Annotated in this window: 24 protein-coding genes; 9 read left to right on the top strand and 15 right to left on the bottom strand. The window is 64.7% G+C overall.

Going from position 1 to position 24978, the window contains the following annotated elements; translation table 11 throughout:
- Positions 1–15 precede the first annotated feature (15 nt).
- Both FHS69_RS06995 and FHS69_RS06990 read right to left on the bottom strand, forming a co-directional pair.
- Positions 16–1050: a DUF6607 family protein gene (locus tag FHS69_RS06995; protein ID WP_166777127.1), complete on the bottom strand. Its 1035-nt coding sequence runs from the start codon at positions 1048–1050 to the stop codon at positions 16–18.
- Positions 1051–1061: 11 nt separating this feature from the next.
- Positions 1062–3326 (bottom strand): TonB-dependent hemoglobin/transferrin/lactoferrin family receptor, encoded by a 2265-nt coding sequence (locus FHS69_RS06990; protein WP_243844588.1) that lies wholly within the window; start codon positions 3324–3326, stop codon positions 1062–1064.
- Positions 3327–3470: 144 nt separating this feature from the next.
- Here FHS69_RS06990 and arsC point away from each other — a divergent pair, with 144 nt between their 5' ends.
- Positions 3471–3815: an arsenate reductase (glutaredoxin) gene (gene arsC / locus FHS69_RS06985; protein ID WP_166777126.1), complete on the top strand. Its 345-nt coding sequence runs from the start codon at positions 3471–3473 to the stop codon at positions 3813–3815.
- Here arsC and FHS69_RS06980 read toward each other — a convergent pair.
- Positions 3812–5173: an MFS transporter gene (locus FHS69_RS06980; RefSeq protein ID WP_166777125.1), complete on the bottom strand. Its 1362-nt coding sequence runs from the start codon at positions 5171–5173 to the stop codon at positions 3812–3814. The two genes, arsC and FHS69_RS06980, sit on opposite strands and share 4 nt — an antisense overlap.
- Positions 5174–5267: 94 nt before the next feature.
- Between FHS69_RS06980 and FHS69_RS06975 the strand changes: the two genes are divergently transcribed.
- Positions 5268–5903: a class I SAM-dependent methyltransferase gene (locus tag FHS69_RS06975; protein WP_067462479.1), complete on the top strand. Its 636-nt coding sequence runs from the start codon at positions 5268–5270 to the stop codon at positions 5901–5903.
- Here the strand turns inward: FHS69_RS06975 and FHS69_RS06970 are convergent.
- Positions 5900–6724 (bottom strand): glycerophosphoryl diester phosphodiesterase membrane domain-containing protein, encoded by an 825-nt coding sequence (locus FHS69_RS06970; protein WP_166777124.1) that lies wholly within the window; start codon positions 6722–6724, stop codon positions 5900–5902. The two genes, FHS69_RS06975 and FHS69_RS06970, sit on opposite strands and share 4 nt — an antisense overlap.
- 59 nt (positions 6725–6783) lie before the next feature.
- On the opposite strand from FHS69_RS06970, the gene lipB reads away from it, so the two are divergent.
- The gene (lipB, locus tag FHS69_RS06965) at positions 6784–7455 is read left to right on the top strand and encodes a lipoyl(octanoyl) transferase LipB (RefSeq protein ID WP_166777123.1); all 672 of its coding nucleotides are present in this window, start codon (positions 6784–6786) and stop codon (positions 7453–7455) included.
- The gene (locus FHS69_RS06960; protein ID WP_166777122.1) at positions 7452–7775 is read left to right on the top strand and encodes a hypothetical protein; all 324 of its coding nucleotides are present in this window, start codon (positions 7452–7454) and stop codon (positions 7773–7775) included. Before lipB ends, FHS69_RS06960 begins: the two co-directional genes overlap by 4 nt.
- Here FHS69_RS06960 and FHS69_RS06955 read toward each other — a convergent pair.
- Entirely contained in the window at positions 7772–8647 is an 876-nt protein-coding gene (locus FHS69_RS06955) for an HpcH/HpaI aldolase/citrate lyase family protein (RefSeq protein ID WP_166777121.1), read from the bottom strand. The genes FHS69_RS06960 and FHS69_RS06955 overlap by 4 nt on opposite strands.
- A 28-nt stretch (positions 8648–8675) precedes the next feature.
- The gene (locus tag FHS69_RS06950) at positions 8676–9788 is read right to left on the bottom strand and encodes an alkene reductase (RefSeq protein ID WP_166777120.1); all 1113 of its coding nucleotides are present in this window, start codon (positions 9786–9788) and stop codon (positions 8676–8678) included.
- A 65-nt stretch (positions 9789–9853) separates the two neighbouring features.
- Between FHS69_RS06950 and FHS69_RS06945 the strand changes: the two genes are divergently transcribed.
- Positions 9854–10747: a DMT family transporter gene (locus FHS69_RS06945; protein ID WP_243844587.1), complete on the top strand. Its 894-nt coding sequence runs from the start codon at positions 9854–9856 to the stop codon at positions 10745–10747.
- Here FHS69_RS06945 and FHS69_RS06940 read toward each other — a convergent pair.
- The 7 genes from FHS69_RS06940 to FHS69_RS06910 form a co-directional block, all read right to left on the bottom strand.
- Entirely contained in the window at positions 10744–12066 is a 1323-nt protein-coding gene (locus FHS69_RS06940; protein WP_166777118.1) for a DUF2254 domain-containing protein, read from the bottom strand. The two genes, FHS69_RS06945 and FHS69_RS06940, sit on opposite strands and share 4 nt — an antisense overlap.
- On the bottom strand, positions 12063–13358 hold the full coding sequence (locus FHS69_RS06935; RefSeq protein ID WP_166777117.1) for a DUF2254 family protein: 1296 nt from the start codon (positions 13356–13358) through the stop codon (positions 12063–12065). Before FHS69_RS06935 ends, FHS69_RS06940 begins: the two co-directional genes overlap by 4 nt.
- 58 nt (positions 13359–13416) lie before the next feature.
- Entirely contained in the window at positions 13417–15534 is a 2118-nt protein-coding gene (locus FHS69_RS06930; protein WP_166777116.1) for a prolyl oligopeptidase family serine peptidase, read from the bottom strand.
- Between the two features lie 25 nt (positions 15535–15559).
- The gene (nadA, locus tag FHS69_RS06925) at positions 15560–16546 is read right to left on the bottom strand and encodes a quinolinate synthase NadA (protein WP_166777115.1); all 987 of its coding nucleotides are present in this window, start codon (positions 16544–16546) and stop codon (positions 15560–15562) included.
- 65 nt (positions 16547–16611) lie between these two features.
- Complete coding sequence (locus tag FHS69_RS06920) at positions 16612–17388, bottom strand: hypothetical protein (RefSeq protein WP_166777114.1); 777 nt, start codon at positions 17386–17388, stop codon at positions 16612–16614.
- 70 nt (positions 17389–17458) lie between these two features.
- The gene (locus FHS69_RS06915; RefSeq protein ID WP_166777113.1) at positions 17459–18148 is read right to left on the bottom strand and encodes a DUF4230 domain-containing protein; all 690 of its coding nucleotides are present in this window, start codon (positions 18146–18148) and stop codon (positions 17459–17461) included.
- A complete protein-coding gene (locus FHS69_RS06910; RefSeq protein ID WP_166777112.1) occupies positions 18133–19005 on the bottom strand; it encodes an MBL fold metallo-hydrolase in 873 nt (290 codons plus the stop codon). The genes FHS69_RS06915 and FHS69_RS06910 overlap by 16 nt, the downstream gene beginning before the upstream one ends.
- Before the next feature lie 62 nt (positions 19006–19067).
- Between FHS69_RS06910 and FHS69_RS06905 the strand changes: the two genes are divergently transcribed.
- Positions 19068–20531, top strand: a complete 1464-nt coding sequence (locus FHS69_RS06905; protein ID WP_166777111.1) for a glycerol kinase — start codon at positions 19068–19070, stop codon at positions 20529–20531.
- Here FHS69_RS06905 and FHS69_RS06900 read toward each other — a convergent pair whose 3' ends face one another.
- Entirely contained in the window at positions 20532–20987 is a 456-nt protein-coding gene (locus FHS69_RS06900; protein WP_067462524.1) for a DUF1465 family protein, read from the bottom strand. It lies immediately after the preceding gene.
- A gap of 57 nt (positions 20988–21044) precedes the next feature.
- Positions 21045–21254: a YdcH family protein gene (locus FHS69_RS06895; RefSeq protein ID WP_067462527.1), complete on the bottom strand. Its 210-nt coding sequence runs from the start codon at positions 21252–21254 to the stop codon at positions 21045–21047.
- Between the two features lie 162 nt (positions 21255–21416).
- Here FHS69_RS06895 and FHS69_RS06890 point away from each other — a divergent pair, with 162 nt between their 5' ends.
- The 3 genes from FHS69_RS06890 to FHS69_RS06880 all read left to right on the top strand — a co-directional run bounded on the left by FHS69_RS06890 (position 21417) and on the right by FHS69_RS06880 (position 24892).
- Positions 21417–21572 carry a YdcH family protein gene (locus FHS69_RS06890; protein WP_082834702.1) on the top strand — a complete coding sequence of 52 codons (156 nt, stop codon included), beginning with the start codon at positions 21417–21419 and terminating at the stop codon, positions 21570–21572.
- A 71-nt stretch (positions 21573–21643) separates the two neighbouring features.
- Positions 21644–23914, top strand: a complete 2271-nt coding sequence (ptsP, locus tag FHS69_RS06885; protein WP_067462531.1) for a phosphoenolpyruvate--protein phosphotransferase — start codon at positions 21644–21646, stop codon at positions 23912–23914.
- Between the two features lie 141 nt (positions 23915–24055).
- Positions 24056–24892: a helix-turn-helix domain-containing protein gene (locus FHS69_RS06880; protein ID WP_166777110.1), complete on the top strand. Its 837-nt coding sequence runs from the start codon at positions 24056–24058 to the stop codon at positions 24890–24892.
- Positions 24893–24978 lie beyond the last annotated feature (86 nt).

The following is a 24978-nucleotide window of genomic DNA, read 5'->3' as shown; positions in this document are numbered from 1 at the left end:
TGGGGTTTCAACGCATCAATATGCGGCGCTTTCCTCCGGCGTGGCATCGGGCGTTTTCGCTGGGCCTGCAGTGGCAGAGCGAATCAGTCCGCGGGCCTCGGTGATTGCATTGCCCTCGGTCAGTTCGCCTGCGCGGATCTCATTCGCGATGGTCAGCAGGCGACCGCTGATCACGGTCCCGGTCTGTGCTTCCTCGGTTATGGTGATGCCATCGCGCTCTTCGGCCACTGCGTCCCATTCCCTGCGCACGGCTGCCCAGTAACCCGCCGTATCCGCCCAATAGGCATCCGCCGCTGCGATATTGTAATCGCCGAACCGGTCATAGGTGTTGAGAACATATTCCTGCACCACCGGCGCAAGGCCGTCCTCGCCCGCGCTGTCGGGCATCATCTTGGTATTGTCCTGCCAGTGGATCCAGCCGGTGGGGGTCAGCTGGTGGCGGTTGATCGACGCATAGCGATCATAGACCGGGTCGCGCACCGCATCGCGGCGGGCCAGCGGGCGCCAGGTCCAGTTCGAGCGCCAGCGGCGAATGCCCTGGCTGTCCTGCCATTCGCCCCACCCGGCATAGCGCGGGCTATCATCGACCTGATAGACCGTCTGCGACCAGCGGCCATTGCGCAGCCGTTCGGGCATTTCCATCCATTCCCAGCTGTTGGGGCCGGTGTAGGCGAGGATTTTCTCGGGCTCGTATTCCCAGTCCTGGCGCCAGTGCTTGATGACGAATTCCTCGCCTTCCTCGCCCACGACGAGCAGGTGCTGGAGGACGATCCTGGTGCCGGTATCCTCGATCACGCGGACCGATTCGTGCCCGCCCGAAATCTTGCGGTCGAGCGGTTCGTACCCCGCCATCCACGGCGTCGATTCCTGCATGTCGAAGCGGACTTTGTAGTCGCCCGCCATGCTCAGGATGGTTTCGCGATCGCGCTGGAAATGCGCGTTCTCGACTGCTTCGCCGCGGTCCGCGATCGGTCCGTCGGCCAGTGCGGGGGCGGCGACGAGCGCGGTGGCGAGCAGGGCGGTGCGAAAGAAAGTCCGTACGTTGGTCATGGTGTCCTCCCTCAGAACTGGAAGCTGAGCGAAACGCTCGCATTGCGACCGGGCCGGGTATAGGCGTCGGTCGTGGTGGAAGTGGCCGAGAGACCCCTGACGTCCTGCCAGTAGGCGTATTTCTCGTCGAAGATGTTGAAGATGCCCGCGCGCAGTTTCAGCGCGTCGGTCACCGCGAAGAACGCCGTGGCATCGAGGATGGTGAAGGCATCGGGACGATAACCGCCATCGGTTTCGTCGAGCGGTTTGCGTGCGTGATGCGTCGCGATCAGCTCGCCGCCGAAGCGACCCTGCGGCTCACGGTACCCTGCCCCGATCACCAGATTGAGCGGGTCGATCGTGTCCAGCGGGCGCGGTGCCGCGCCGGGCGACAGGATGTCGCCATCGGCATAGGCGATTGCGAAGCGGCTGTAGAAGCCGTTGCCCATGCGGAAATTCGCCTTGGCCTCGACGCCCTCGATCTCGACCGCGTCGTAATTGACGAACTGGTACTGCGCCGGGTCCATCGGCGTGAACGATCCGCCGACCACCTGCTGGCTGATGAAATCGTCATAGTCGGCGGTAAAGGCGGCAATTTGCAGCGACACCGCCTCGGTCGAGAACTTGATCCCGGCCTCCCAGCTTTCGCTGGTCTCGGGGCCCAGATCGGGATTGGGCAGCGAGGTATAGCCGTAAGCGAGGTTCTCGAAGAAGTTGTTCACCTGGTATGGCGTCGGCGCGCGGAAGCCTTGCGCGTAATTGCCATAGAGCAGGACGTCGTCCGCCAGTTTGACGGTCACGCCCAACTTGGGTGACAGGCGATCATCGCTCTGCGCAGACCCCGCGAAATCGGGCAGCAGCGGATCGTCGGTCGGGTCGAGATCGTAGAAATCGTACCGCAGCGCGGGGAACAGCGTCAGCGCACCGTCGAAAAAGGTGAATTCGCTCGCCAGGAACACCCCGCCGAGCATGAAGTCGGTGGCGGGGAAGGCGCGCGTTGGGAACACTTCGCCGAACGGCGGTTCGGTGCCGTCGCGCAGTCCTTCCTGCCGCGTCCAGCTGATATCGCCGCCAAAGGCGAGCGTGGTGCGGAAGGCATCGTCGCCGAACACGCTGCGGGCTTCGGCAGACAGGCCGTAGACTTCGTTCTCGAAGGTGTTGAGCCGTTCGCGATCGGGGCGCGGCGTGGCGCTGACGGGCGAGCGGTCCTCATCGGTGAACTGCACGTCCTCGCCGGTCTGGTAATAGGCCGCGGCATGCGCATAATCGATCGCGCCTTCGCCGACATAGGTCCAGTCGATCGATACGCGGCCACGTTCGGTGGTGTCGAGCGCGGTCAGATCGTCGACGATCCAGCTGGGGGTGGGGCCGAAGAGGAAGGCCGGCCCCTGTCCGGACAGCACATCGGTGGCGACTTCGGTTTCGAGATATTCGCCCGTCAGCCGCACCCGGTGCGCGCCCGCATCCCACACCAGCTTGCCGAGCAGCGCATCCGAATGGCCGTCCTGCGGGTTGGGCAGGGTGCGCCCGCTGCCGAGCCCGTCGACCGTGCCCTGGTTCGAAAGCTCGCCGAAGTCGCGGCGGGTGTAGGAAAGCATGGCGGACACATCGCTGAACAGGCCCGCCACGGCAGCGGTTTCCGCGAATTCGTCGTCGGCGCTGGCATAGCTGGCGCGCAGGAAGCCGCCGAAGGTGCGGCCCGGTTCGACGAGGTCTACCGGATCGCTGGTGGTGAAGCTGATTGCGCCTGCCAAACCGTCGCTGCCGTAGAGCGCGGAGGCGGGGCCGCGCAGGATCTCGACCGATTTGACGAGGCTTACATCGGTATAGCCGCCGCGGCCCGCATCCTGCGCGCCGAAAGAAAAGCCCTGCGGCGACCGGATGCCGTCGACCTGGATCAGCACGCGGTTGCCGCCAATCCCGCGAATGACGAAATCCTCGTTGCGAGCGCGGCCGGTGGTGCCGAGTGCGGCACCAAAGCGGGCGGGCGCCCGGCGGACAGAAACGCCGGGTTCGTAGCGAACCAGATCCTTGATGTCGGTCACGAGCTGATCGGCGATCTGTTCGTCATCGATGACCGTCACGCTCGCCGGTGCGTCCGCAATCTCCAGCGGCGTACGCGTCGCCGTCACAACGATCTGGTCGTCCGCCGATGGCGCGGACTCTTCAGCGGCGTAAGCGGGAGTGGCGAGCGCCATTCCGAGAGCCGCCAGTGCACTACTGCTTCCGATGGCGCGCTTGTCGGCGCGTGATGCGATGGCGGCGTGACGTGCCGGCGAACCCGTTGTCGATCCCATGTTTTTCCCTGTCGATCCGTTCATGTTCACAGATCGATATTGCGACTTAGTTGCATTTGCAAGAGCTAAGCAGGTTTGTCGGGCAGAACCTCTTTCGTCGCGGCGGCCATTGCCGTAGCGAGCGCGAAAGCAGAGGAGGCACCGTTGAAAGCTACTATCTGGCACAATCCGAAATGCGGCACGTCACGCAAGACGCTGGCGATTCTCGAGAATCTCTCACAGGTCGAGGTCGAAGTGATCGAGTATCTCAAGCAGCCGCCAAGCGCCGAGAAACTCGCGCAGCTTTATCGCGACGCGGGAATTGCCCCTGCCGAAGGTTTGCGGATGCGCGGTACCGACGCGCAGGAACGCGGGCTCCCCGAAGCCGACGATACGACGATTCTCGAGGCGATGGCAGCGGAGCCGGTCCTGATCGAACGGCCGCTGGTCGAGACCGAGAAGGGCGCGCGGCTGTGCCGCCCGCAGGATCGGGTACTCGAGATTCTCTAGATGCGCTCGGCCGTGAGCACGCTGTCGCGTTGCAGCGTGCGCCAGCCATAAGCAAAGACCACGAGGCAGATCCCGACGATGAGGCCGAAGCCGAGCCAGTCGGAGTGATTGTACAGCCATACACCCAGCGCGGGGGCATAGATGAAGCTGGCGCCCGCCACCGAAGCGGTAACCCCGCCGGCCTGGCCCTGCTCGGCGCGGGTCACGGCGAGCGAAGTGCCCGAGGTGTTGCCCGGCCGGAACAGGCCGAAGCCGAGCGATGCGATCGAATAGCCGAGCGCGATCGCGTGGAGGTTTTGCCCGAGACCGAGCACTACCGTGCCCAGCCCGGCGATGGCGATGCCCCATAGCGATGCGGCGCGCGGCCCCAGGTCGAGCCGCGGGATGAGCCCCCATTGGGCCAGCAGCGTGGCGATCGCCCCGGCCATCAGCACGAGGCCCACCGGTCCGGCGCCCGCGGTCGGATCGTCGCGCAAGCCCAGTCGGTCGAGTACGAGAAAGCCTGCAATGCCCAGCACCATTGCCTGCGCGTGGCCGCCCAGCAGGCCCGATACGACCCAGGGCCGCAAGCGCGGTTCGAACCACCGGAGCTTGGCCGGTGCCGGTGTGTCATCTTCGGGATGATCATCGCCGCTGCGGTCCGCGACCTCGGATGTCGGACTTGCCGAATAGGGCGATTCATAGGTGCTGCCACGCGCCGGGAACTGCGGTTCGTCGTTGGGCAGGCGCCAGCGCAGCGCGACCAGCGTCACCAGGCCGATCAATGCGAAGATCAGGAACGGTCCCGGCAGGCCGATCATCGGAAGGACCATCAGCGGGGCGAGCGCGGGGCCGATGACCGTGCCGAGGCCGAAGCTCGAGGCGATCAGCGACAGGGCCTGCGTGCGTTCCGCGCGGGGCGTGCGACTGGCGACATAGGCCTGCACTGCGGGCGGGGCCGCGCTGCCGAACCCGCCATAGAGGCTGCGCGCCGCGGCAAACAGCAGCAGTGCCCAGAAGGCTGGCAGAATACCGCTCAACCCCAGCCACAGCATGACGCCGCACAATACGAAGCTCGAAATGAAGCCGAGCATGCCCAGCGCCATCATCGCCTTGCGTCCGCGCTGGTCCGAGCGTTGTGCCCAGATCGGCGCGCAAATCACCCACAGCAAGGCGGACCAGCTGTAGGCGAGGCTGATCCATACGTCGTCGACACCCAGGGAGGTGCCGATCGACGGCATGACCGATTGCATCGCGGTGTTGCCCGCAGCGGTCGTCAGCATGACGGCGAACAGCAGCGCCATGCGCGCGCGCGGAATGCTGCGCACGGTGTCCGACGGGGGCGTTGGTGCGGTCCGTTCGGGATCGGGCTGGCTCATGCAATAAGGCGGTAGGCGCGGGCCGGTCACCTTGCAATGGACTTGCCGCAATGGCAGACGAAAGCCTTCATGGAACTATGACAGGGTTGCGATTTTGACCGGACATCAAGGCGTTGGTGCCATTGCCAGGCCGAGCCTGCGCAAACGGATCGGGCGGCTTTTCGGGCAGTGGGGCGTGTTCTTCCGCGGATTCGTCGAGGAACCGCGCATGGTCGGCTCGATCATCCCGTCATCGCGTTTCACCATCCGTAAGATGCTGGCCCCGGTCGATTGGGATCGTTGCGAAGTGTTCGTCGAATATGGTCCGGGCGTGGGCACGTTCTGCCAGCCCGTGCTCGACCGATTGCGGCGCGACGGCACGCTGATCGTGATCGACACCAACCCGCTGTATATCGACTATCTGCGCAAGCACTTCCGCGACAGCCGCTTCCACGCCGTCCACGGCTCGGCTGCCGATGTGGTCGAGATCGTCAAGGCGCACGGCCACGACCATGCCGACTACGTGCTGTCGGGCCTGCCGTTCTCGACCTTGCCCGATGGCGTTGGACCGGCGATCGCCCAGGCGACGCATGAGGTGATCCGCCCCGGCGGCGCGTTCCTCGTCTACCAGTTCTCCGCCCGGGCCCGCGATTTCATGGCCAAGCACTTCCGCCGGATCGACAGCGGGTTCGAGCTATGGAACGTGCTTCCCTGCCAGCTCTTCTGGGGCTGGAAGGACGCCGACGACTAGGCGTCGGCCGGCTCCGTCGGTCCGCCGGCGAGCCGCATGAACTGCGTGTGCACCGCCGCCAACACGCAGATCGCCACGACGATCATGACCGCATTGGTGAGCCCGGAGACGATCCCCTGTCCGAACAATGCTGCCTGTTCCCCGGCCAGAGCGAAGACGAGCCCGAGAACCAGCGAGATGACCGTCGAAACGATGATGAAGGCGACCAGCAGCAGCAGGTAGAAGAAGAACAACCGGATGCTGTTACCCTTGGTCAGCGTCCATGACCGGGCCAGCGCCCGCACCGGATTGCGTTCACCGTCGATGGCGATCACCGGCGCGGCCAGCGACAGTTTGGTGAAAATGTAGCAGGTCGCGAAGAAGCCGATTACCCCGCCAAGCGCTGCCAGCGCCTGCAGGCCGGTGAGTGCGCCGACAGTGATCAGCACCGTTACCGCAAATACGATCAGCGCGGTTTGGAGCAATTGCGCCGCGATGTAGCTCAGCACCGAACGCGCGCCGGTGCCGAGCGCTTCGCCTACCGTCGGACTGGGGCGTTGGCGCACCAGGGCGAGCATGGCGAGCAAGCCGACCCCCTGGACAATTGCGAGGATCAGGAACACCCACCAATGCTGCAGGTAGAGATCGCTGACCGCGGCCATCATCACCTCGAAATCGCCCGAGGCCGAAGCCTGTTCGAGTTCGCCCATTTCGGGCCTCGCGATGGTGATCCCCGCATAGGGCAGGAAGAAAAAGACCCCGGCGACCACGGCCAGCAGGCCGAGATTGCGCGTGAGCAGTCCCATGGTGTCCTTCCACGCGGTATCGAGATCGAATTTCATGCAGTGCTACTCCCGTTTGCCTCTTGATAAGCGCTTCGCCAGTCGCCACGCAATCGCGCATGTCCACGCCTTCAACCGAAACCGTCGAATGGCGCGTCGAGCCAGGCCAGATCGGCTATCGCGACGCGCTTGAACGCATGACCGAGCGTAACCGCGCGATTTGCGAGGGTGAAGCGCGCGAGATGGTCTGGATGCTCGAACACCCGCCGGTCTATACTGCGGGGACCAGCGCGGATGGCGCCGAATTGCTCGACCCGCGGTTCGAAGTCGTCGAAGCGGGGCGCGGCGGTCGCTATACCTACCACGGGCCGGGGCAGCGCGTGGGTTACATCATGCTCGACCTCAAGCAGCGCGGCCGGGACGTTCGCTGTTTCGTCCATGCGGTCGAAGGCTGGGTCATCGCGACGCTGGCGGATCTCGGTGTCGAAAGCTGGCGCAGCGAAGGCCGGATCGGCATCTGGACGCGCGATATCGACGGGCGCGAGGCCAAGATCGGGGCGATCGGCGTGCGTGTCCGGCGCTGGGTGACGATGCACGGGTTCTCGGTCAACCTCGATCCCGATCTGGGCCATTTTGCAGGCATCGTGCCTTGCGGCATCGACGACTTCGGCGTGACCAGCCTTGCCCGGTTGGGAATCGATCTTGCACCTGCGGCCTTCGATGAGGCAATGCAGGCGCGCTTCGGCGATTTTCTCGAGGCACTCGAAGGAAAGGCCTGCGCGCTGCCATGATATTCCGCCCACTAGCGATCCTCCTGCCGGGAGCCGCGCTACTTGCCGCATGCGGCGGCGAAACGCCCTCCGAAGAAACCCCGGTCGAGGAAGGGCGCGATGCGCAGGGCGAAGTCGTGGGCGGTACAATCAGCGACGCCATGATCCCGATCGACCGGCTCCGCTCGCAATCGCCTGCGGTGCGCCCGGCACCGCGAAGCGATACTGCGCAGACTGTCGATACGACTGCCGAGCCCGAGGAAGAACCCGCCGCCGAACCCCAAACGGAGGGAGCTGATGCGGCCGAGCCGCAAACCGATGTTCCGGTAATGGAGCCCTAGTTTTCGCCGAGCATGCGCAGGACGCGCTGCAATTCGATCCGCTCGACCCGACGGTCGCCGATGGTGAGAAATTTTGCCTCTGGGTGTTCGGCGAATGCGGCGGCGATGTTCTGGGCTTCGGCCATCTCGCGCTCGAGCGGCGCAAAGGCGTGGTTGATCCATGCCACTTGCGCCGGATGGACCGCTACCATGCCGCTAAAGCCGTCGGCACGGGCCGCTTCGGCGATGCGCAATCCGGCGTCGGCATCGTTGGCTTGGCGGACCGGATGTTCGATCGCGTCGATCCCGCGCGCATGCGCGATCAGCAGGACCTGCGCACGCACATGGGCGAGAGGATCGCTCCAGCGCCCTCCCGGGCCGCGCAGGCGGCGCGCGCCGATGGCATGCGCCAGTCCGACCGCATCCCAAGTCAGCGCCGCGACGCGCGGGTGGAGATCGTCAGCGAAGCGAGGCAAGGCCAGCGCGGATGCGGGGGTCGAACCGAGCTGCGGCACGATCCGGGTAACACCGGCCGCCAGCCCGTTCTCATCCTCGATCGCATCGAGCGCTGCGGCGAGCTGGCGAAGATCCTCCGGCCCGTGGCATTGCGACAGCACGATGCCATGCGGTGAACCCGCCATCGCCGTCGCGAGATCCTCGCGCCAGGTGGCAGTGTCGAGCGCCGGGATGCGTGCCCAGCGCGCGAACTTGTGCTCGGACTGGCGTTGATCGCGATACGCCCGCAGCCATTCCATGCAGGCGACCCGGGCGGCGGCCTTCAGGCCCGGCGGCAAGGGACGGGCGAGGTCGATGACGACCGCGTCGGCGCCCGTTCCCGCGGCAGCGCCGATCGCCTTGTCATTTTCCGCCGGGATCAGGATCCACGATCGCATCCAACCTCCAGACTATCGCCGCAGGCGATTATCCGGCGGCAATATGCTCCTGCTCGGTTAGCGTAGGGTAATCGATGTATCCGGCAGGACCCTTACCATACCAGCTGTGCGGCACATTGACATTGGGAGCGATCGGGGCCCCGGTCCGCAGGCGTGTGGGAAGGTCCGGGTTGGAAATGAAATCTCGCCCCCAACTGACCGCATCGGCCCGTCCGGCCTCGATGTCCGCCACTGCTTCGTCGGCAGTGTAATCGCTGTTGAGCACCAAGGGGCCGGTGTAGATCTGCCGGATCAGGGGGCTCTGCTTGGGAACATCGGTGCTGCCGAAAGTGCCCTCGGGACCCGGCTCGCGCAATTCGAGGAAAGCTGCGCCAAGTTCCTCGACGACCCTGGCGGCGGCGCCGAAGGTGGCGGCCGGATCGCTGTCGTCGCAGCCCTGTGTCTCGCCATTGGGCGACAGGCGGACGCCGACCCGGTCCTTGCCCCATACGTCGATGATCGCGGTCAGCACTTCGCGCAGGAATCGCGTGCGATTCTCGGCGCTGCCGCCATATTCGTCTTCGCGCAGGTTGGTACTGTCGCGCAGGAACTGGTCGATCAGATAGCCATTTGCCGCGTGCAATTGGACCCCGTCGAACCCCGCACGCTTCGCATTCTCAGCTGCCTTACGGTAATCCTCGACGATCCGTGCAATGTCTTCCTTGGTAGCGGCGCGTGCCTGCTGGTGGTCCTTGCGTCCCTCGAAAGTGTGCGCATGGCCGGGCGCGGTGGTCGCGCTTGCCGAAACCGGCGGTTTCCCGCCGAGGAAATCGGGATGGACGATGCGGCCCATGTGCCACATCTGCAGGACGATAAGCCCGCCTTCCTCGTGGACAGCCTTCGTGACCTGCTTCCAGCCCTCGACCTGTTCGTCGCTCCAGATACCCGGCGCTGCGGGCCAGCCGAGTCCTTCGACGCTGATCCCGGTGGCTTCGCTGATGATCAGTCCGGCCCCGGCGCGCTGACGGTAATAGGTTGCCATCATCTCGTTGGGGATCGATCCCGGCTGCGTCGAACGGCCACGGGTGAGCGGCGCCATGAGAATGCGGTTCTTGGCTTCGATTGCGCCCAGTTTGAGCGGCTGGAACAGGGTGTCATGCATGCGGGCAAATCCTTTTTGCTGGCGCGAATTGAGCAAAAAGCTAGGGGCGGCCCATGGCCAGCGCAATGACCCCGCAAGACAAGAATGGCTATCAGGCAAGTGCATGGCACTTTGCCGCCTTGGTCGCTGGCAATATCGCGCTGGCGCTTGGACCCTGGCTGGTGCGCCTGTCCGATACGGGGCCGGTTTCCGTCGGGTTCTGGCGCCTGCTGATGCCGATACCGCTGCTGGGTCTGCTGGCATGGCGGACAAGGACGCCTGGGCCGATCGACCGCAAGCTGGCGCTGATGTGCCTCGCCGCAGGGGCGTTCTTCGCGCTCGATCTGGCAAGCTGGCATGTCGGCATCGAACAGACCCGGCTGGCGAATGCGACACTATTCGGCAATTCGGGCAGTATAATCCTCATGGTCTGGGGTCTCATAGCCGCCCGCCGTGCGCCTTCTGGTCAGGAAATGGTGGGCGTCGCTGCCGCGCTGACGGGGGCTGCCATCCTGCTTGGCCGCAGTCTCGAGATTTCGTCCGCGACCTTTGTCGGCGACCTGTTCTGCCTGCTGGCGGGCGTGTTCTATGCCTTCTATCTGCTGCCCGCGCAGCACGCGCGTGGGGGGCTCGGGCAATGGACCGTGCTGCTGCTCGTCAGCATCGCCGCTGCGCCGCTACTGCTGACGATCGCCCTTGCCGCAGGCGAACCGGTGTGGCCCGGTGAGGCAGGCTGGACGCCGGTGGTCGCGCTGGCGCTGTCGAGCCAGATCGTCGGGCAGGGACTGCTGGTCTTTTCGCTGGGCCATTTCCCGCCATTGATCATCGGAATGGCGCTGCTGACCCAGCCCGCGCTCGCGGCGCTGGTCGGCTGGCTCGCTTTCGGTGAGGCGCTCGTCCCGCTCGACGTGCTGGGCATGGTTCTGGTCGGGACGGCGCTGGTGATGGCGCGCACCCGCCGCAAGCCGCGCCTTCGCTAACGCTCCATTTTCTGCAGGAATCGCTGGTAGCGTGCTTCGACCAGGTGGAGCTCGGGCCCGACCAGATGCTCGCGCGCTTGCGTGACCAGCAAATCGCCTTCGCGGATCAGGATGGCGCGCCGCGCTTCGTCGTCGAGCATAGACGCCGCATCGACGATGGCATCGAATGCCACCAGTGCGGCGATCCGATTGCTGGCGAGCCCGCCCCGCATGGCGCCGAAGCCGCGACCGACGAAGTGCTCGAAATCGTCCTCGAGCAGGACGACGCGCGGCTCGTCGCCATTGCTGGCGAAGCTGCGAGTCAGATTGCGGTGCGCAAGCTCGGCGGTCGCGGCACCCAGCCAGTGGACCGCCGTAACCGCGGTGAAGGGGTCGTTGATGCCGGGCGACAGCGCGCGCAAACCGATCTCGACCAATTCGTCGATCAGGAACTGCATGTCCTGGCTGGGCGTGCGCATACTGCCCAGCGTAAAGCATTCGCGGACTTCGTCGGACGGGCAGTCGGCCACTCGGTCCATACCGGCCCAATAGGCGATGGTGACATTGGGGTGGACGAAATCGCCGGTCCGCACGGCGAGCTTGAGCTTGCCGTCGGAATCGCGCGCGATGCGTTCAAGCCTGCCGAAGGAGATCGCCTGTACGTAGCCGGTGTCATCTGCGGTGACCGGCTCGCCATCCGGCACGGTGCCCGGCTGTTCCCCACCGTTCGGTTCGGGATAGCGTCCGGCGATATCGGCGAGCAATCTCGCGCCGATATCCTTCAGCACGGTGTTGATCCGGATCGACGCGGGGATGTGGTTCAGGAAATAGACCAGCACCGCAACGGACAGCGCCATCAGCCCAAAAGCAACCAGCAGTGACAATTGAGGCACAAAACCGGGGAGGGCGGTCGCGGCGGCGTCTTCAATATTGGAAGGCGCTTCGTCCTCCGCGCGCACGGTGCGCAGTACGGTGATGGCAAAGACGAAAGTGCCGATGAAGGTTGCGAGGCTGTACTGGTTGCCGCGATCTTCCATGAAATTGGTCAGAAGCCGCGGACCGTAATTGCCGCTGGCATAGGCCACAGCGGCAATGGTGATCGAGAAGACGGTGGAAGCGACGCCGATCATCGACCCGGCAATGACCGTCAGGATATTGCTGGCCCCGTCGGGGCGTGCGGGTTGCAGCCAGCTGACATCGCTCAGGAAGTCCGACCAGCCGCTGCGATCGAGCCACAGGGTTATCAGCGAAAGTCCGACTGCTCCCAATGCGAACAGCGCCGGCAGAAACCAGTAGCTGGCATTGATGTCGCGCCAGATCTTACGCAATCGCGCAATCATGCGCCGTTCCCTTCCTCGGCTCGCATGCGGTCGAAGGCCTGTGCGATATCGGCGCGGTCGCTCTCGAATTGCGCGCAGGCCATCGCCTGGTCGCGCAGGTCCCTGGCGCACTGGCGCAGGAAGGCGAGCATCCCCTCGGGACAGTTGCGCGCTTCGAGCAAGGCACACAGGCGACAGTAATTCTCGATCATGCGGATCGACACCGAAGGGTAATCCGCCGCCGCCTGGCGGAAGCCTTTCAGCGGCTTCTCGAACAGCCCGCGGAAATCCTGCCCCGGAAGCTCGAAGCGCGGCGCGTGATCATAAGCTGGTACCAATCCGTCATCGACCCATGTCCGTGCGTGTCCCGCCATTGCTGCGGCCAGCTGGTCGGCACAGGCGAGTGCGGTGTAGAAGTCGTTGATGCCGGGCGACAGCGCGCGCGCGGCCACTTCGACCAGCAGGCGCACCTGGTAGACGGTTGATTGCACGCTCGAACGGTAATCGCCGATGGCGATCGCGCGCAGGACCGGTTTCGTGGTTTCGGGCTCATGCTCGAAACGGACCAGCGGCTCTCCCATGAGTACATGTTGCCCGGGCGCGGCGCATAACCGGATATGCCCTTCGCTGCCGAGCCGCTTGCAGAGCCGGGCGAGATCGATCCCCTCGACATAGCCTTCGCGCGGAGCGTTGAGTGTGAAGCTCCATTTCCCGGTGAAGGGTTCGGCGGGTACTATCGGCACGGCGATGCTCGACGCTTCGGTGCCGAGATGCGCGATCGATCGGTCGACGAACATCGTCCGCCCCAGGTCGTGGATGGCCACGCCCAGCATCGCTATGTTCACCAGCTCGAGCGCGAATAGAACAGCCAGTGCGAAATGCGGCAGCTCCGACAGGCTCGATTCGGGGTCGATACGGGTCAGCACCGCGATCGAGAACACGAGGCAGAATGTGAGCCCCGCAACCGACACGCGGGTCAGGACTTTGTCGAGCCAGCGATCGACAAGGCGCACGCCGAGATTGCCCGTGGCAAGCGTGAGCACGATCAGCGTGACCGACCAGTATAGCGTCAGCAGTGCGGCGTTTACCCCGACGATGGCGATCGCCAGGTCTTGCGCCGTGTCTCCAGCGACAAGCAGGGTAACCCCCCGCTCGAACAGCCACTGTGCGGCGAATTGCCGGTCCGCCCACAGGACCAGCGCGCCGATCAGCGGCGCGCCGAAAACCGCGATCAGCGGCAGCGACCAGTAATTGGCCACCAGCTGGTGAAGCGCATATTGCTTGATCCCGCGAAGCGGGCCCTTGGCCGCCAAAGCATTTCCCCTGTCGTTGCGGTCGGGGATATCAACGCTTCAGCGCGCCAAGGGTGCCTTAGTCCGCCCCGTCGCCGATTTCGCGGTTCAGATAGGCCAGCAGCAGCGCGGCGCGCTTGGCGTCCTCTTCATGGTCCGAGCCGACCGAATGGCCACCTTCGCGATACTCGTGATAATAGAAGGTCTGCCCCCAGGCTTCGTGCTTGGCAGCGGCCTTGCGCGCATGGCCGGGATGCACACGGTCATCGAGCGTCGAGAGATAGTAGAATGCGGCGGGCACGTCGGCGCTGTCGCGCATGTTCTGGTAGGGCGACCATTCGCGCATGAAGGCCCAGTCGGCCGGTGCGTCGGGATTGCCATATTCGGCCATCCACGATGCGCCCGCGAGCAGCTTGTTGTAGCGCTTCATGTCGATCAGCGGGCTACCCGAAATGATCGCGCCGTAGAGGTCGGGACGCTGGTTCGCGACCGCTCCTACGAGTACGCCACCGTTCGAGCGGCCCGAGGCGGCGATACGGCCCGGATCAGCCAGGCGGTTGGCGACGAGGTCGTCGGCCACCGCATGGAAATCGTCGAAGCTGTTCTGGCGTTTTTCGCGCAGCGCGTCCTCGTGCCAGCGCGGCCCGTATTCGCCGCCGCCGCGAATGTTCGCGAGGACATAGGCATTGCCACTTTCGACCCAGAACAGTCCCAGCGGGCCGCTGCGATAGGGTTCGGCGGTGAGATATTTGGGCGTTTGTGCGGCACGGAATCCGCCATAGGCGTGGATCAGCGTGGGCAGAGGTCCCTCGGCGCCCTCGGGGCGGACGAGGTAATAGGGGACCTTGGTGCCATCCTTCGAGGTGGCGAATTTCTGCTCGACGGTGAACTTGCTCGCGTCGAACTGGGCGGGTTCGCTGGCGATCGCCCGCGGCGCGCCCTCGCTCGGCACGGCGTAAAGCGTCGGCGGGGTCAGCATGCTCTCGACCGTGACGAAAGCGGTGTCGCCCGCTCCGCTGGTCTCAACGATTTGGATCGTGCTGTTGGCAGGCAGGTCCATCGCGCGTTCGGTCCAGCCGGTGGCGTCCGGTGTCAGCTCGATCAGCTTGCCCGAGACATCGTCGAGCACCTTGACCCACAGCTTGTTTTCTGAAGCGGCGACCTGTTCGATCGCCTGCGTTTCACTGGGCCGGAAGACCGCGAAGGGCGCGGCATCGCGGCCGCGCTGCACGTCGTCGAGCGACCAGGCGAGCAGGGCGCCCGGCTGTTCGGTCCCCGCAGGCGTGACCAGCGCGGAATTGAGCTTGGCGATCACATATCCGTCCAGCACCGCCTCGAATTCGGCATCGACAGGCAGCGGGAGCGCGGTGGTCGCGCCATCCTCCGCCACTAGCGAATATTCTCCGGTCCAGAAATCGGGGCCGCGGCGCACGAAGCGGTAGCGGGTCTCGCCGTCGAGCACCGAGAAACCGTTCATGCTGATATCGGTCTGCTGCCCTTCGGCAATCAGCCGGGCCTGCGCGAAATCGGTTCCGCGCTCCCACAGCTTGACGAGGCGCGGATAGCCCGAATCGGTCAGCGATCCGGGGCCCTCGTCAGTGCCGACGAACAGCGTGTTCTCATCGAACCAGGCGACGTTCGACTTGGCTTCGGGAAGCGTGAACCCGCCGTCGACGAAGCTGCCGGTCGCGACATCGAATTCGCGGACCACATCGGCATCGGTGCCGCCCGGGCTGAACGAAACGAGGCAGCGAGTGTATTCGGGCGCGAGGCAATTGGCGCCGTGCCACACCCAGCTCTGGCCCTCGTCCTCGCCGAGCTGGTCGACGTCGATGAGTGTGCGCCAGTCGGGGGCACCCGCCAGATAGCTCTCCAGCGTCGCGGTGCGCCACAGCCCGCGCGGATTGTCCGCGTCGCGCCACAAGTTCGTGACCATGTCGCCCTGGATCGCATCGGGCATGGCGATCTGCCGCGTGTCGTCGAGGATCTGCCTGGCCCAGGCCTTGGCCAGCGGATATTCCGCCTGCGCGGTCAGCACCGCTTCGGTATCGGCGTTCCACTGGTCGACCTTGGCCAGCGCGCGTTCGCCCTGGATTTCCTCCAGCCAGATATAGGGATCGTCCGCATCATTATCCTGCGCGGCAATCGGGGCGGTGGTAAAAACAAGCGCGGCGGCCAGCGCCAGACGTGCGACCATTCTTTTCTCTCCCTGAAATCGTATCCTAGACGCGGCCCAGATCGCCCTTGCCGATCGTGCCGCTGGCCATTTCGAGCATGCGGTCGAGGCTTTGCTTGGCCTTGAGGCGCAGGCCTTCCTCGATCTCGATCCGCGGTTCGAGATCGCGCAGGCAGGTGTAGAGCTTTTCCATCGTGTTCAGCGCCATGTACGGGCAGATGTTGCAGCTGCAATTGCCGTCCGCGCCCGGCGCGCCGATGAAGGTCTTGTTGGGGAGCGCCTTTTCCATCTGGTGCATGATGTGCGGCTCGGTCGCGACGATCAGCGTTTCGCCCTCGAAGGTCTCCGCGAACTGCAATATGCCGCTGGTCGAACCGACATAATCGGCATGGTCGACAATGGTCGGCGGACATTCGGGGTGTGCGGCAACCGGCGCGCCGGGATACTGCGCCTTGAGCTTCAGCAGCTCGGTTTCGCTGAAGGCCTCGTGGACGATGCACACGCCCGGCCACAGCAGCATCTCGCGGTTGAACTTGCGGCTCATATAGCCGCCCAGATGCCGGTCGGGTCCGAAGATGATCTTCTGGTCTTCGGGGATCTGGCTGATGATCGTTTCCGCGCTGGAGCTCGTGACGATCACGTCGCTCAGCGCCTTCACCTCGGTCGAGCAATTGATGTAGGTCAGCGCGATATGATCGGGATGCGCTTCGCGAAAGGCCCTGAACTTATCCGGCGGGCAGCTGTCTTCGAGGCTGCAGCCCGCGTCCATGTCGGGCAGCACCACGATCTTTTCCGGGCTCAGGATCTTGGCCGTATCGGCCATGAACTTCACGCCGCAAAAGGCGATGACATCTGCATCGGTCTGGGCGGCCTTCTTGCTCAGCTCCAGACTGTCGCCGACGAAATCGGCGAGGTCCTGAATATCGGCGGTCTGGTAGTAATGCGCGAGAATGATCGCGTTCTTCTCCTTGCGGAGGCGATCGATCTCGGCGAGCAGGTCCTGGCCGGTGGGCAGGTCGGTCTGTGCGGTCATTTGGGGTCCCGTCTGCTGCGTTTGGGGCGCTTATAGACCGAACGGCCCGGAAGGCGAGGGCGTTCCTACATTGCGAAGCCGGGCGGCAGAAACGCCTCCATCGGTCGCAGTTCGCCGGGCGTCCCCGCAATGACGGCGCGAGTGATCGCCATGCCCGGTTCCGAATAGGCAAGCAGCAGCGAAAGCACGAACACGGCGGCGTAAATGCCGAGGCCCCAAGCATAGGCCGGATGCACGCGCCCCGTGGCACGCTTGTCGGCGACCATGCCGATCAGGGGAAACACCATCGTCACCAGCGTGGTGATCGTCCAAGCATTCGGGATCATCAATGGCAGGGGCAGGATCCGGCCCAGCCCCGGTCCAGTGAGGATCGCCATCGCGCACAGCATCAACCGCCGGTGCCATCCGGTATGGCGCTGGCGGCGCAAGGCCCAGAAAGCGAGCCCGCCGAAGCACCACAGCAGCATCATGTTGCTCCACAGGAACTCGCTGACATGAAAGAAGAATGGCCCACCCGTACGGCGCGCGACCACGACCATCAGCACACTGCCAAAAGCGAGCATCAGCGCAATCCAGAGATAGGCGATCCGGCCGAACCCGGCGTGCAAGCGCCATTGGCCGCGCGCAGCGGTGACATGCTGAGCCAAGTAGATGCCGATCCAGCCCATGAAGACCACGGCATGCAGGTGATAGGAGGCGGGCACCGCGAAACTCGAACGGCCCATCGCCAGCTGGAGCGTGAAGCCGCTTACGATCACCAGCGCCATGGCCATGGCCATGACAAGGAAGAAGCGCGTCTGTTCGCGCGGAATTGCTATATGCTGAGGTTGAATGGTCGCCATGATCCCGGGTCTCCTCCAAAACCGCGACCGGATTATTTTTGGAGGAGGTTACCGAGCGGGTGACGGAGCGTCAATTTCGGGGCGGTGTTTCACCGTCGAAGCGCACTTCGACCGTCACTTCGCCATAGCCCGCGACCTGTAGCGGAATAGCGAGGTTCTGCCGCACTGCGTCCTTTGCGGCCTGCCGGGCGAGCGCCAGGACTTCGGGGTTCTTGGCGAAAGCGGCGGCCTTGCGCTCCGCCTGCTGCGAATTGTTGCGCGCCAGATCGGCGCTCGCATCGCGGCTGACATAGGTTCCCTCGGTGAAGGTCTTCTGTGCGCCTTCGTCGAGATTGGGCCGCGAGATGCGCAGCGGCGGCAGCACCACCGAAAGGGTTTCGCTGTCCGCGTCCCAAGCGAACCGGTCGCGGTCCATGTTCGAGAGGTCGAGCCGGTATTCGACCGTTGCGGGAATGATCGCCGCCTGCCGGCTTTCGAGCAGGTCGAATTTCAAGACGCCGCGCCGGTCGACACTTTCGGCAACGACCTCGAAGCGGCTGGAGAAGACTGTCAGCGAATTCTGCTTCTCGAACGCCAGCATCGCGCTGCCCACGGGGTCGCCTTCCTCCTGATAGAAGAAGGCCCGCCAGCCAAGCCAGGCGACTGCAGCAAGGAGCAGGATGACGATCAGCCATGGCACCGCCTGGACGCGTGCGAGCGGGCGTTGCTCGCGCAGTTCGGGGGCGAGAGTCTGCTCGGCGGGTTTCAGATCGTCTGCCATGTCTCGCCCGAACGAGCGACGAGGCCGCGCTGTTCCAGATCGATCAGGTGCGCGGTTACCGACATTTCCGCCGCCTTGTGCAGCTTGGGGTCGAGACCCTTGTACATCTTGGGCACGAAATCGCCGGCTTCATGCGGCCCTTCACCCAGCAATCTGACGATCTGGTTTTCGCGCTGGCGGCGATGCCCGATCATGCCGCGCACCAGTTGGCGCGGTTTTTCGACCGCTTCGCCATGTGCGGGGTAGAAGACCCGGTCCTCGCGCGCGTAGAGCTTCTCGAGGCTTTTCATATAGTCGCCCATGTCACCATCGGGCGGGATCACGACGCTGGTCGACCACCCCATTATATGATCGCCGGTGAACAGCGCGCCGCTTTCCTCGAGCGCGAAGCACAGGTGGTTGGACACATGGCCGGGTGTGGCAACCGCGGTAAGCGTCCAGCCGGGGCCGGTCATCTGTTCGCCATCTTCCATGACCCTGTCGGGTTCGTAGGTGCGGTCGAACGAGGCATCGGCGCGCGGCCCGCTGTCGTCGAGCACCAGTGGGGCGCAGCCGACGATCGGCGCACCGGTGCGCGCCGCCAGCGTCTTGGCGGCGGGTGAATGGTCGCGGTGCGTATGCGTGCACATGATCGCGCAGACATGTTCTTCGCCGATCGCGGCATCGAGCGCGAGCAAGTGCTCCTTCTCGTCCGGTCCGGGATCGATCACCGCACAGCCATCGCCGATGCCGACGATATAACTCTGCGTCCCGGTGTAGGTATAGGGCGACGGGTTGGGCGCCAGCACCCGGCGTACGAGCGGTTCGAGCTGGATGGCCTTCCCGGTGGGCCACGGTTTGGGAGGAGGTCCTGCCATGCCCTTGCATATGGGGGTTCGCCTGCGCCATGTCACCACCTGCCATTCGCATGGGAGAGAGCATGGCCGATCGCATTCTCGTACTGGACGCCGGGACCACGTCGACGCGGGCCATGATCTTCGCCCGCGACGGGAGGATGGAAGAGGTCGCGCAGGCCGAACTGACCCAGCATTATCCGCGTCCCGGCTGGGTCGAACACGATCCGGTCGAAATCTGGGAGCGGACGCTGGCTTGCGCGCGCGAGGTGACTGGCGGTGATGCGAGCGCGATCGCGGCGATCGGAATAACCAACCAGCGCGAGACGGTGGTCGCATGGGACCGCGAGAGCGGCGATCCGCTTGCGCGCGCGATTGTGTGGCAGGACCGGCGAACCGCCCAATTCTGTGCGGGCATGAAGGATTACGGCCACGAGACGGAGGTCCAGCGGCGGACCGGCCTGCTGCTCGATCCCTATTTCTCGGGCACCAAGATGCGCTGGATGCTCGACAATGACGAGGCGGTGCGCGGCGCCGCGCAGACCGGCCGGCTCGCATTCGGCACCGTCGAGAGCTGGCTGGTCTACAAGCTCTCGGGCGGCGACCATGTCACCGATGCCAGCAATGCCAGCCGCACCTTGCTGCTGGCGTTGGATGGTGCGCAGTTCGATGGCGATCTGTGCGAATTGTTCGGCGTCCCGCAGGCGGCGCTCCCACGTGTGGTCGATACACACGGCGAACTGGCACGGTGCCATGCCCGATGGCTCGGCGGCGAGATTCCAATCTGCGGGCTGGCCGGTGACCAGCAATCGGCAACGATCGGGCAGGGATGTCTTGCCTTCGGCGAGACCAAGGCGACCTACGGTACGGGCGCCTTCGTGCTCACCAACAAGGGGCAGGATATTCCGCATTCGGACAACCGCCTGCTGGGTACGGTGCTGTATCAGGAAAACGGTGCGCGCACCTATGCGATCGAAGGGTCGTGCTTCGTCGCCGGGAGCCTGATCAAATATCTGCGCGACCAGCTGGGGCTGATTGCCAGCGCCGCGGAAACCGAGGACCTGGCGCGCTCGATCGAGGACAGCGGTGAAGTGGTGATCGTGCCTGCGCTGGCCGGGCTGGGAGCGCCGCACTGGAAGCCCGATGCGCGCGGGGTCATCTCGGGGCTCAGCTTTGCGAGCGGACGGGCGCAGATTGCGCGCGCCGCGCTCGAGGCGATGGCGCACCAGACGCATGACCTGGCCAATGCCTTTGCTGCCGACGGCGCTCCATGGTGCAGGCTGCACATCGACGGCGGAATGAGCGTCAATGACTGGATGGCGCAGGATCTGGCCGACATTCTCGCGCTGGAGGTCGACCGGCCCGATTTCGTCGAGACCACCGCCCTGGGCGCTGCGATCCTTGCAGCGGTCGGATGCGGAATGCACGCATCGCTGCAGGAAGCGGCGGACGCGATGCGGGGCGGGGCCCGCTGCTTCGGACCACAGATGGACGGTGAAGTCCGTGAGGCGCGGCTGGCGCGCTATGCGCGCGCGCTCACCGCTGCCTGATCAATACCGCGCGAAGGCTTGCGCGATCCGTCCATGCAACGCTTCGACGGGTGTCGCCGATGTGCGGTTCGACCGCCAGTCGCGATCGAGCCGGGCGACGCGCGCGTGCAGCCGCTCGCTTTCCTCGATCAGCGCCCGGGTGGTGGGTTCGAGCCGCGCAAGATTGTCGGCGTCGGCCTCGCGCTCGTCGGGCAGCGGACCGCTACGCTCGAGCTGCAATTCGGACAGTTCGCCTGCCAGATAGGCGCGCTGGTTGAGCAGCCAGGCAAGCACATGCATCAGCCGCGTGGTCGTACGCAGCCCCTCGATCGACAAGGCGACGCGCGTCAGATCGTCAGGCTGGACCGCGCCTTCGGTTAATCGCAGATCGAAGGCTGCCCGGGCATCCTCGGCCAGCACCAGCGCTTCGGTGTAGAGGCCTTCGATGATTTCCGAATTGATGTCGCGCGTGGGCATGCACGTCTTCTAAACCGCCCACCGGGCGACCGCCAGCGTGTTTACCACGTCTCCCGATCAGGCGATGATATCGGGCAACAGGACGTCTTCGATAGCCGCGATCCGGTCCTTGAGCGCGAGCTTGCGCTTCTTCAGCCGGGCCATCTGCAACTGGTCGGTGAAGCCGTTCTGATCGCCCGCTTCGGTCAGCGCAGCAATTGCGACATCGAGGTCGCGATGCTCGCTGCGGAGCAGGGCCAGCCGCTTGCGCAGTTCCTGTTCGTTCATGGACCTTCCCGGACGATCGCCTGTCGCAACCGTCTCGCCGCATGCCCGCAACTCGGAGCTTTGTAAATTGGCAATCCTGTGGTTTGATACTGCTTCTGCGGCCCGTGCCGCGCTAGCGCACGAGTCGCTCCTGGGTCGCACAACCGTCAAGGAGACAGCCCGATGCATTCATCCCATATCGATGCTCTCAAAGCCAAGCACGCCGGTCTCGAAGCCCGCCTGCACGAAGAAGAGACTCGGCCGGCTCCCGACATCGCGATGGTTCGCCAGATCAAGAAGCAGAAACTGCGGATCAAGGAAGAACTCGCTTCCTGCTGATCCTGGCTTTTTGGGGGCGGGGCTATGCGCCCCGCTTCCGCACCCCCCTGAATTTGCTATAGGCTTCGGCCATGTCCGCCGCAGCCTCAGCCCGCCAGATTCTCACCCGCCTGCATGAAATCATGGCAGGTCGCACCCATGCGCAGCACAAGCTTGATCGGGTGGTCGAGATCATCGCCGAAAGCCTGTCGAGCGAGGTCTGCTCGATCTATCTGCTGCGCGAGGGCGCGCTCGAGCTATACGCGACGCAGGGTCTCAATCCGGAAGCGGTCCACGTGACGCGTCTGGCGGTGGGCGAGGGCCTGACCGGGACGATCGCCGAGAACATCGAAACGCTCAATCTGGCCGAGGCCAAGGCGCATCCCGATTTCGCCTATCGTCCCGAAACAGGCGAAGAAAAGTTCCATTCCTTCGCCGGCGTGCCGATCGTCTACCGCGAACGCGCGGTGGGCGTGCTGTGCGTCCAGCATGTCGATCCGCGGCGCTATGAGGAAGTCGAGATCGAAGCGTTGCAGACGACCGCCATGGTGCTGTCCGAACTGATCGCGCACAAGGAACTGGTCGACGACGAAGAGGCGATCGACCTCGAGATCGCACATGTCGAAAACGACGTGCTCGAAGGACTCGCGCTGGTGAAAGGGCTCGCCGCTGGGCGCGCGGTGTTCCACCAGCCGCGAATCGAGATCGACCAGGTGATGGCTGAGGATATCGAGGCCGAGCGCCAGCGCGTCTATCGCGCCTTCGACAAGATGCGCGACCAGATCGATGCGCTGGGCCGCGAACCCGAATTCGGCAAGGGCGGCGAGCATGTGGAAGTGCTCGAGACCTACAAGATGTTCGCCTATGACGAAGGCTGGAGCCGGCGCATCAACGAGGCGATCGACAGCGGGCTGACCGCCGAAGCGGCGATCGAGCGCGTCCAGCAGCGCACCCGTATGCGGATGCGCGAGATCGACGATCCGCTGCTGGCGGACCGTATGCACGATCTGGAAGACTTGTCGAACCGCCTGCTGCGCATCGTGTCGGGCCAGCTGGGCACCGCCGCGACGCAAGGGTTGCGGCGCGATACGATCCTGTTTGCGCGCAATCTCGGCCCGGCCGAACTTCTCGAATACGATCGTCGGCGACTGAAGGGCGTGGTGCTCGAGGAAGGCTCGCTCACCGCGCATGTGGTGATCGTCGCGCGCGCGATGGGTGTGCCTGTCATGGGCCGTGTCACAGGTATTCGCACACGCGTGGCGGAAGGCGACGAAGTCATTCTCGATGCCGACCGCGGCATGGTCACCCTGCGACCAAATCAGCAGGTGCTCGAGGCCTTCGAGACACGCTTTGCCAAGACGCGTCAGAAACAGGCTGCCTATGCCGAAATGCGCGATGTCGAACCGTTCACCCGCGACGGCACGCGCATCGCCGTGATGATGAATGCCGGCCTGCGCGACGACATGAGTGCGCTGGCGATGAGCGGTGCCGACGGCGTCGGCCTGTTTCGCACCGAGTTCCAGTTCCTCGTGTCTTCCACCCTGCCGCAACGCGACCGCCAGATGCGGCTCTATCGCGACGTGCTCGACGCTGCCGGAGACAAGCCGGTGGTGTTCCGGACCGTCGATATCGGTGGTGACAAGGCGGTGCCCTATCTCGATAGCCCACTCGAGGATCGCGACGAGAACCCGGCAATGGGCTGGCGTGCCCTGCGGCTATCGCTCGAACGCGAAGGCCTGCTCAAGGCTCAGGCGCGCGCCCTGCTGGAAGCGGCGGCGGGGCGCACGCTGTCGGTGATGTTTCCGATGGTCAGCGAGCCATGGGAGTTCGACGCGGGCAAGAAGGTCTTCGAGGACCAGCTTTCCTTCCTGCGCGAACGCCGCAAACTGGTGCCCGAGGCGATCGAATACGGCTGCATGCTCGAAGTGCCCGCGCTGGCCGACATGCTCGACCTGCTGGCACCGAAACTCTCGTTCATCTCGGTCGGGACCAACGACCTCACGCAGTTCCTGTTTGCCGCCGATCGCGCCAATCCCAAGCTGGCCGAACGCTATGACTGGCTGAGCCCTGCGATCCTGCGTTACCTCGCGCGCGTCTCGCAATCGCTGGTCGGGCAGAATGTCCGGCTTGGCGTGTGCGGTGAAATGGGCGGACGTCGGCTGGAGGCGCTGGCGCTGCTCGGCATCGGCTATCGCCGCCTTTCGATCACTCCGGCGGCGGTCGGACCGATCAAGGAAGTGATCCGCAAGGTGGATTTGGGCGAGTTGAGCGAACAGATGGGCCGCTGGCTCGCCTCCCCGCCACCCAGCCTGCGCGCGGAACTGCAGGCATGGGCAACCGAGCGGGATATCGAGTTCGACTGATTTCATCGCGAAACCGCCTCTTCTCGTCGGCAGGCCGCGACTGTGTTATGATGCGTGCTTGACAGGCATGCCGCAGGTTCGCTTTGCCTGCGTCAAGATCACATGCGGACAAACCGCAGGTTCGCATTATTCGGGGATCGCATGAGCGACGAACACACAGAAGAACAGGAACCGGCTGTCGTAGCCGGAGGGGTCGGCGCGCGGTTGCGCGAAGCACGCGAGGAAGCCGGGCTCGAGCTGAACGAAGTTGCGGCCAAGACGCGCATACCGCAGCGCCATTTGCTGACGATCGAGAATGGCGCGCTGACCGATTTGCCTGCGCGCACGTATGCGGTCGGTTTTTCGCGCACTTACGCGCGGCTCGTCGGGCTCGATGAACGCGAGATCGTCGAGCAGGTGCGCATGGAACTGGCGGCAGAGGAAGACGAAGGGCACACGCCAGCGAAATTCGAACCCGGCGATCCCGCGCGTGTGCCGGGCAAGGGGCTTGCATGGTTTGCGCTGTTCGCTGCAATCCTGCTGATCGGTGGCATCTACGCCTTCTACAGCAGCTATCTCGCGCCCGGCATGGGGCCGGCACCGCTCGACGATCCGGCCGCCCGCATGGCCGAGGCGGAAACCGATGATGCCGATGAGAGCGGGCAGGTTCGCATCCCCACCGCGGCCAGCGGACCGGTGGTGTTTACCAGCGAAATGGATGGCACCTGGGTCAAGTTCTACGACGCAGATGGTGAACGGCTCTACGAAGCACAGATGGACGAGGGCGACAGTTTCACCGTGCCGGCCGATGCCGAAGGGCCGCAGGTATGGACCGGTCGCCCCTATGCGTTGGCGATAACCGTGGGCGGGCGCAGCGTACCCAAGCTCTCCGAAGTGGACGAGGTGATCAAGGACGTGCCGATCACTGCCGAAGCGCTGCTTGCGCGCGCTGACGCCGCCCCGCGGGCGCCGGCTACTCCGGCTCCCGGCGAGGGTTAACCATTGTTGCGAAGGGGATAAGCCCGCTTCACGGCCTCGACAGATTCGCCGGGCTAGGGCAGTTTTCCTTCGCTACCGATATTCCA

Source organism: Qipengyuania flava, from assembly GCF_011762005.1.
GTDB lineage: Bacteria > Pseudomonadota > Alphaproteobacteria > Sphingomonadales > Sphingomonadaceae > Qipengyuania > Qipengyuania flava.
Note: the sequence above shows the minus strand (reverse complement) of the source record. Positions and strands in the feature narration are given on the sequence as shown.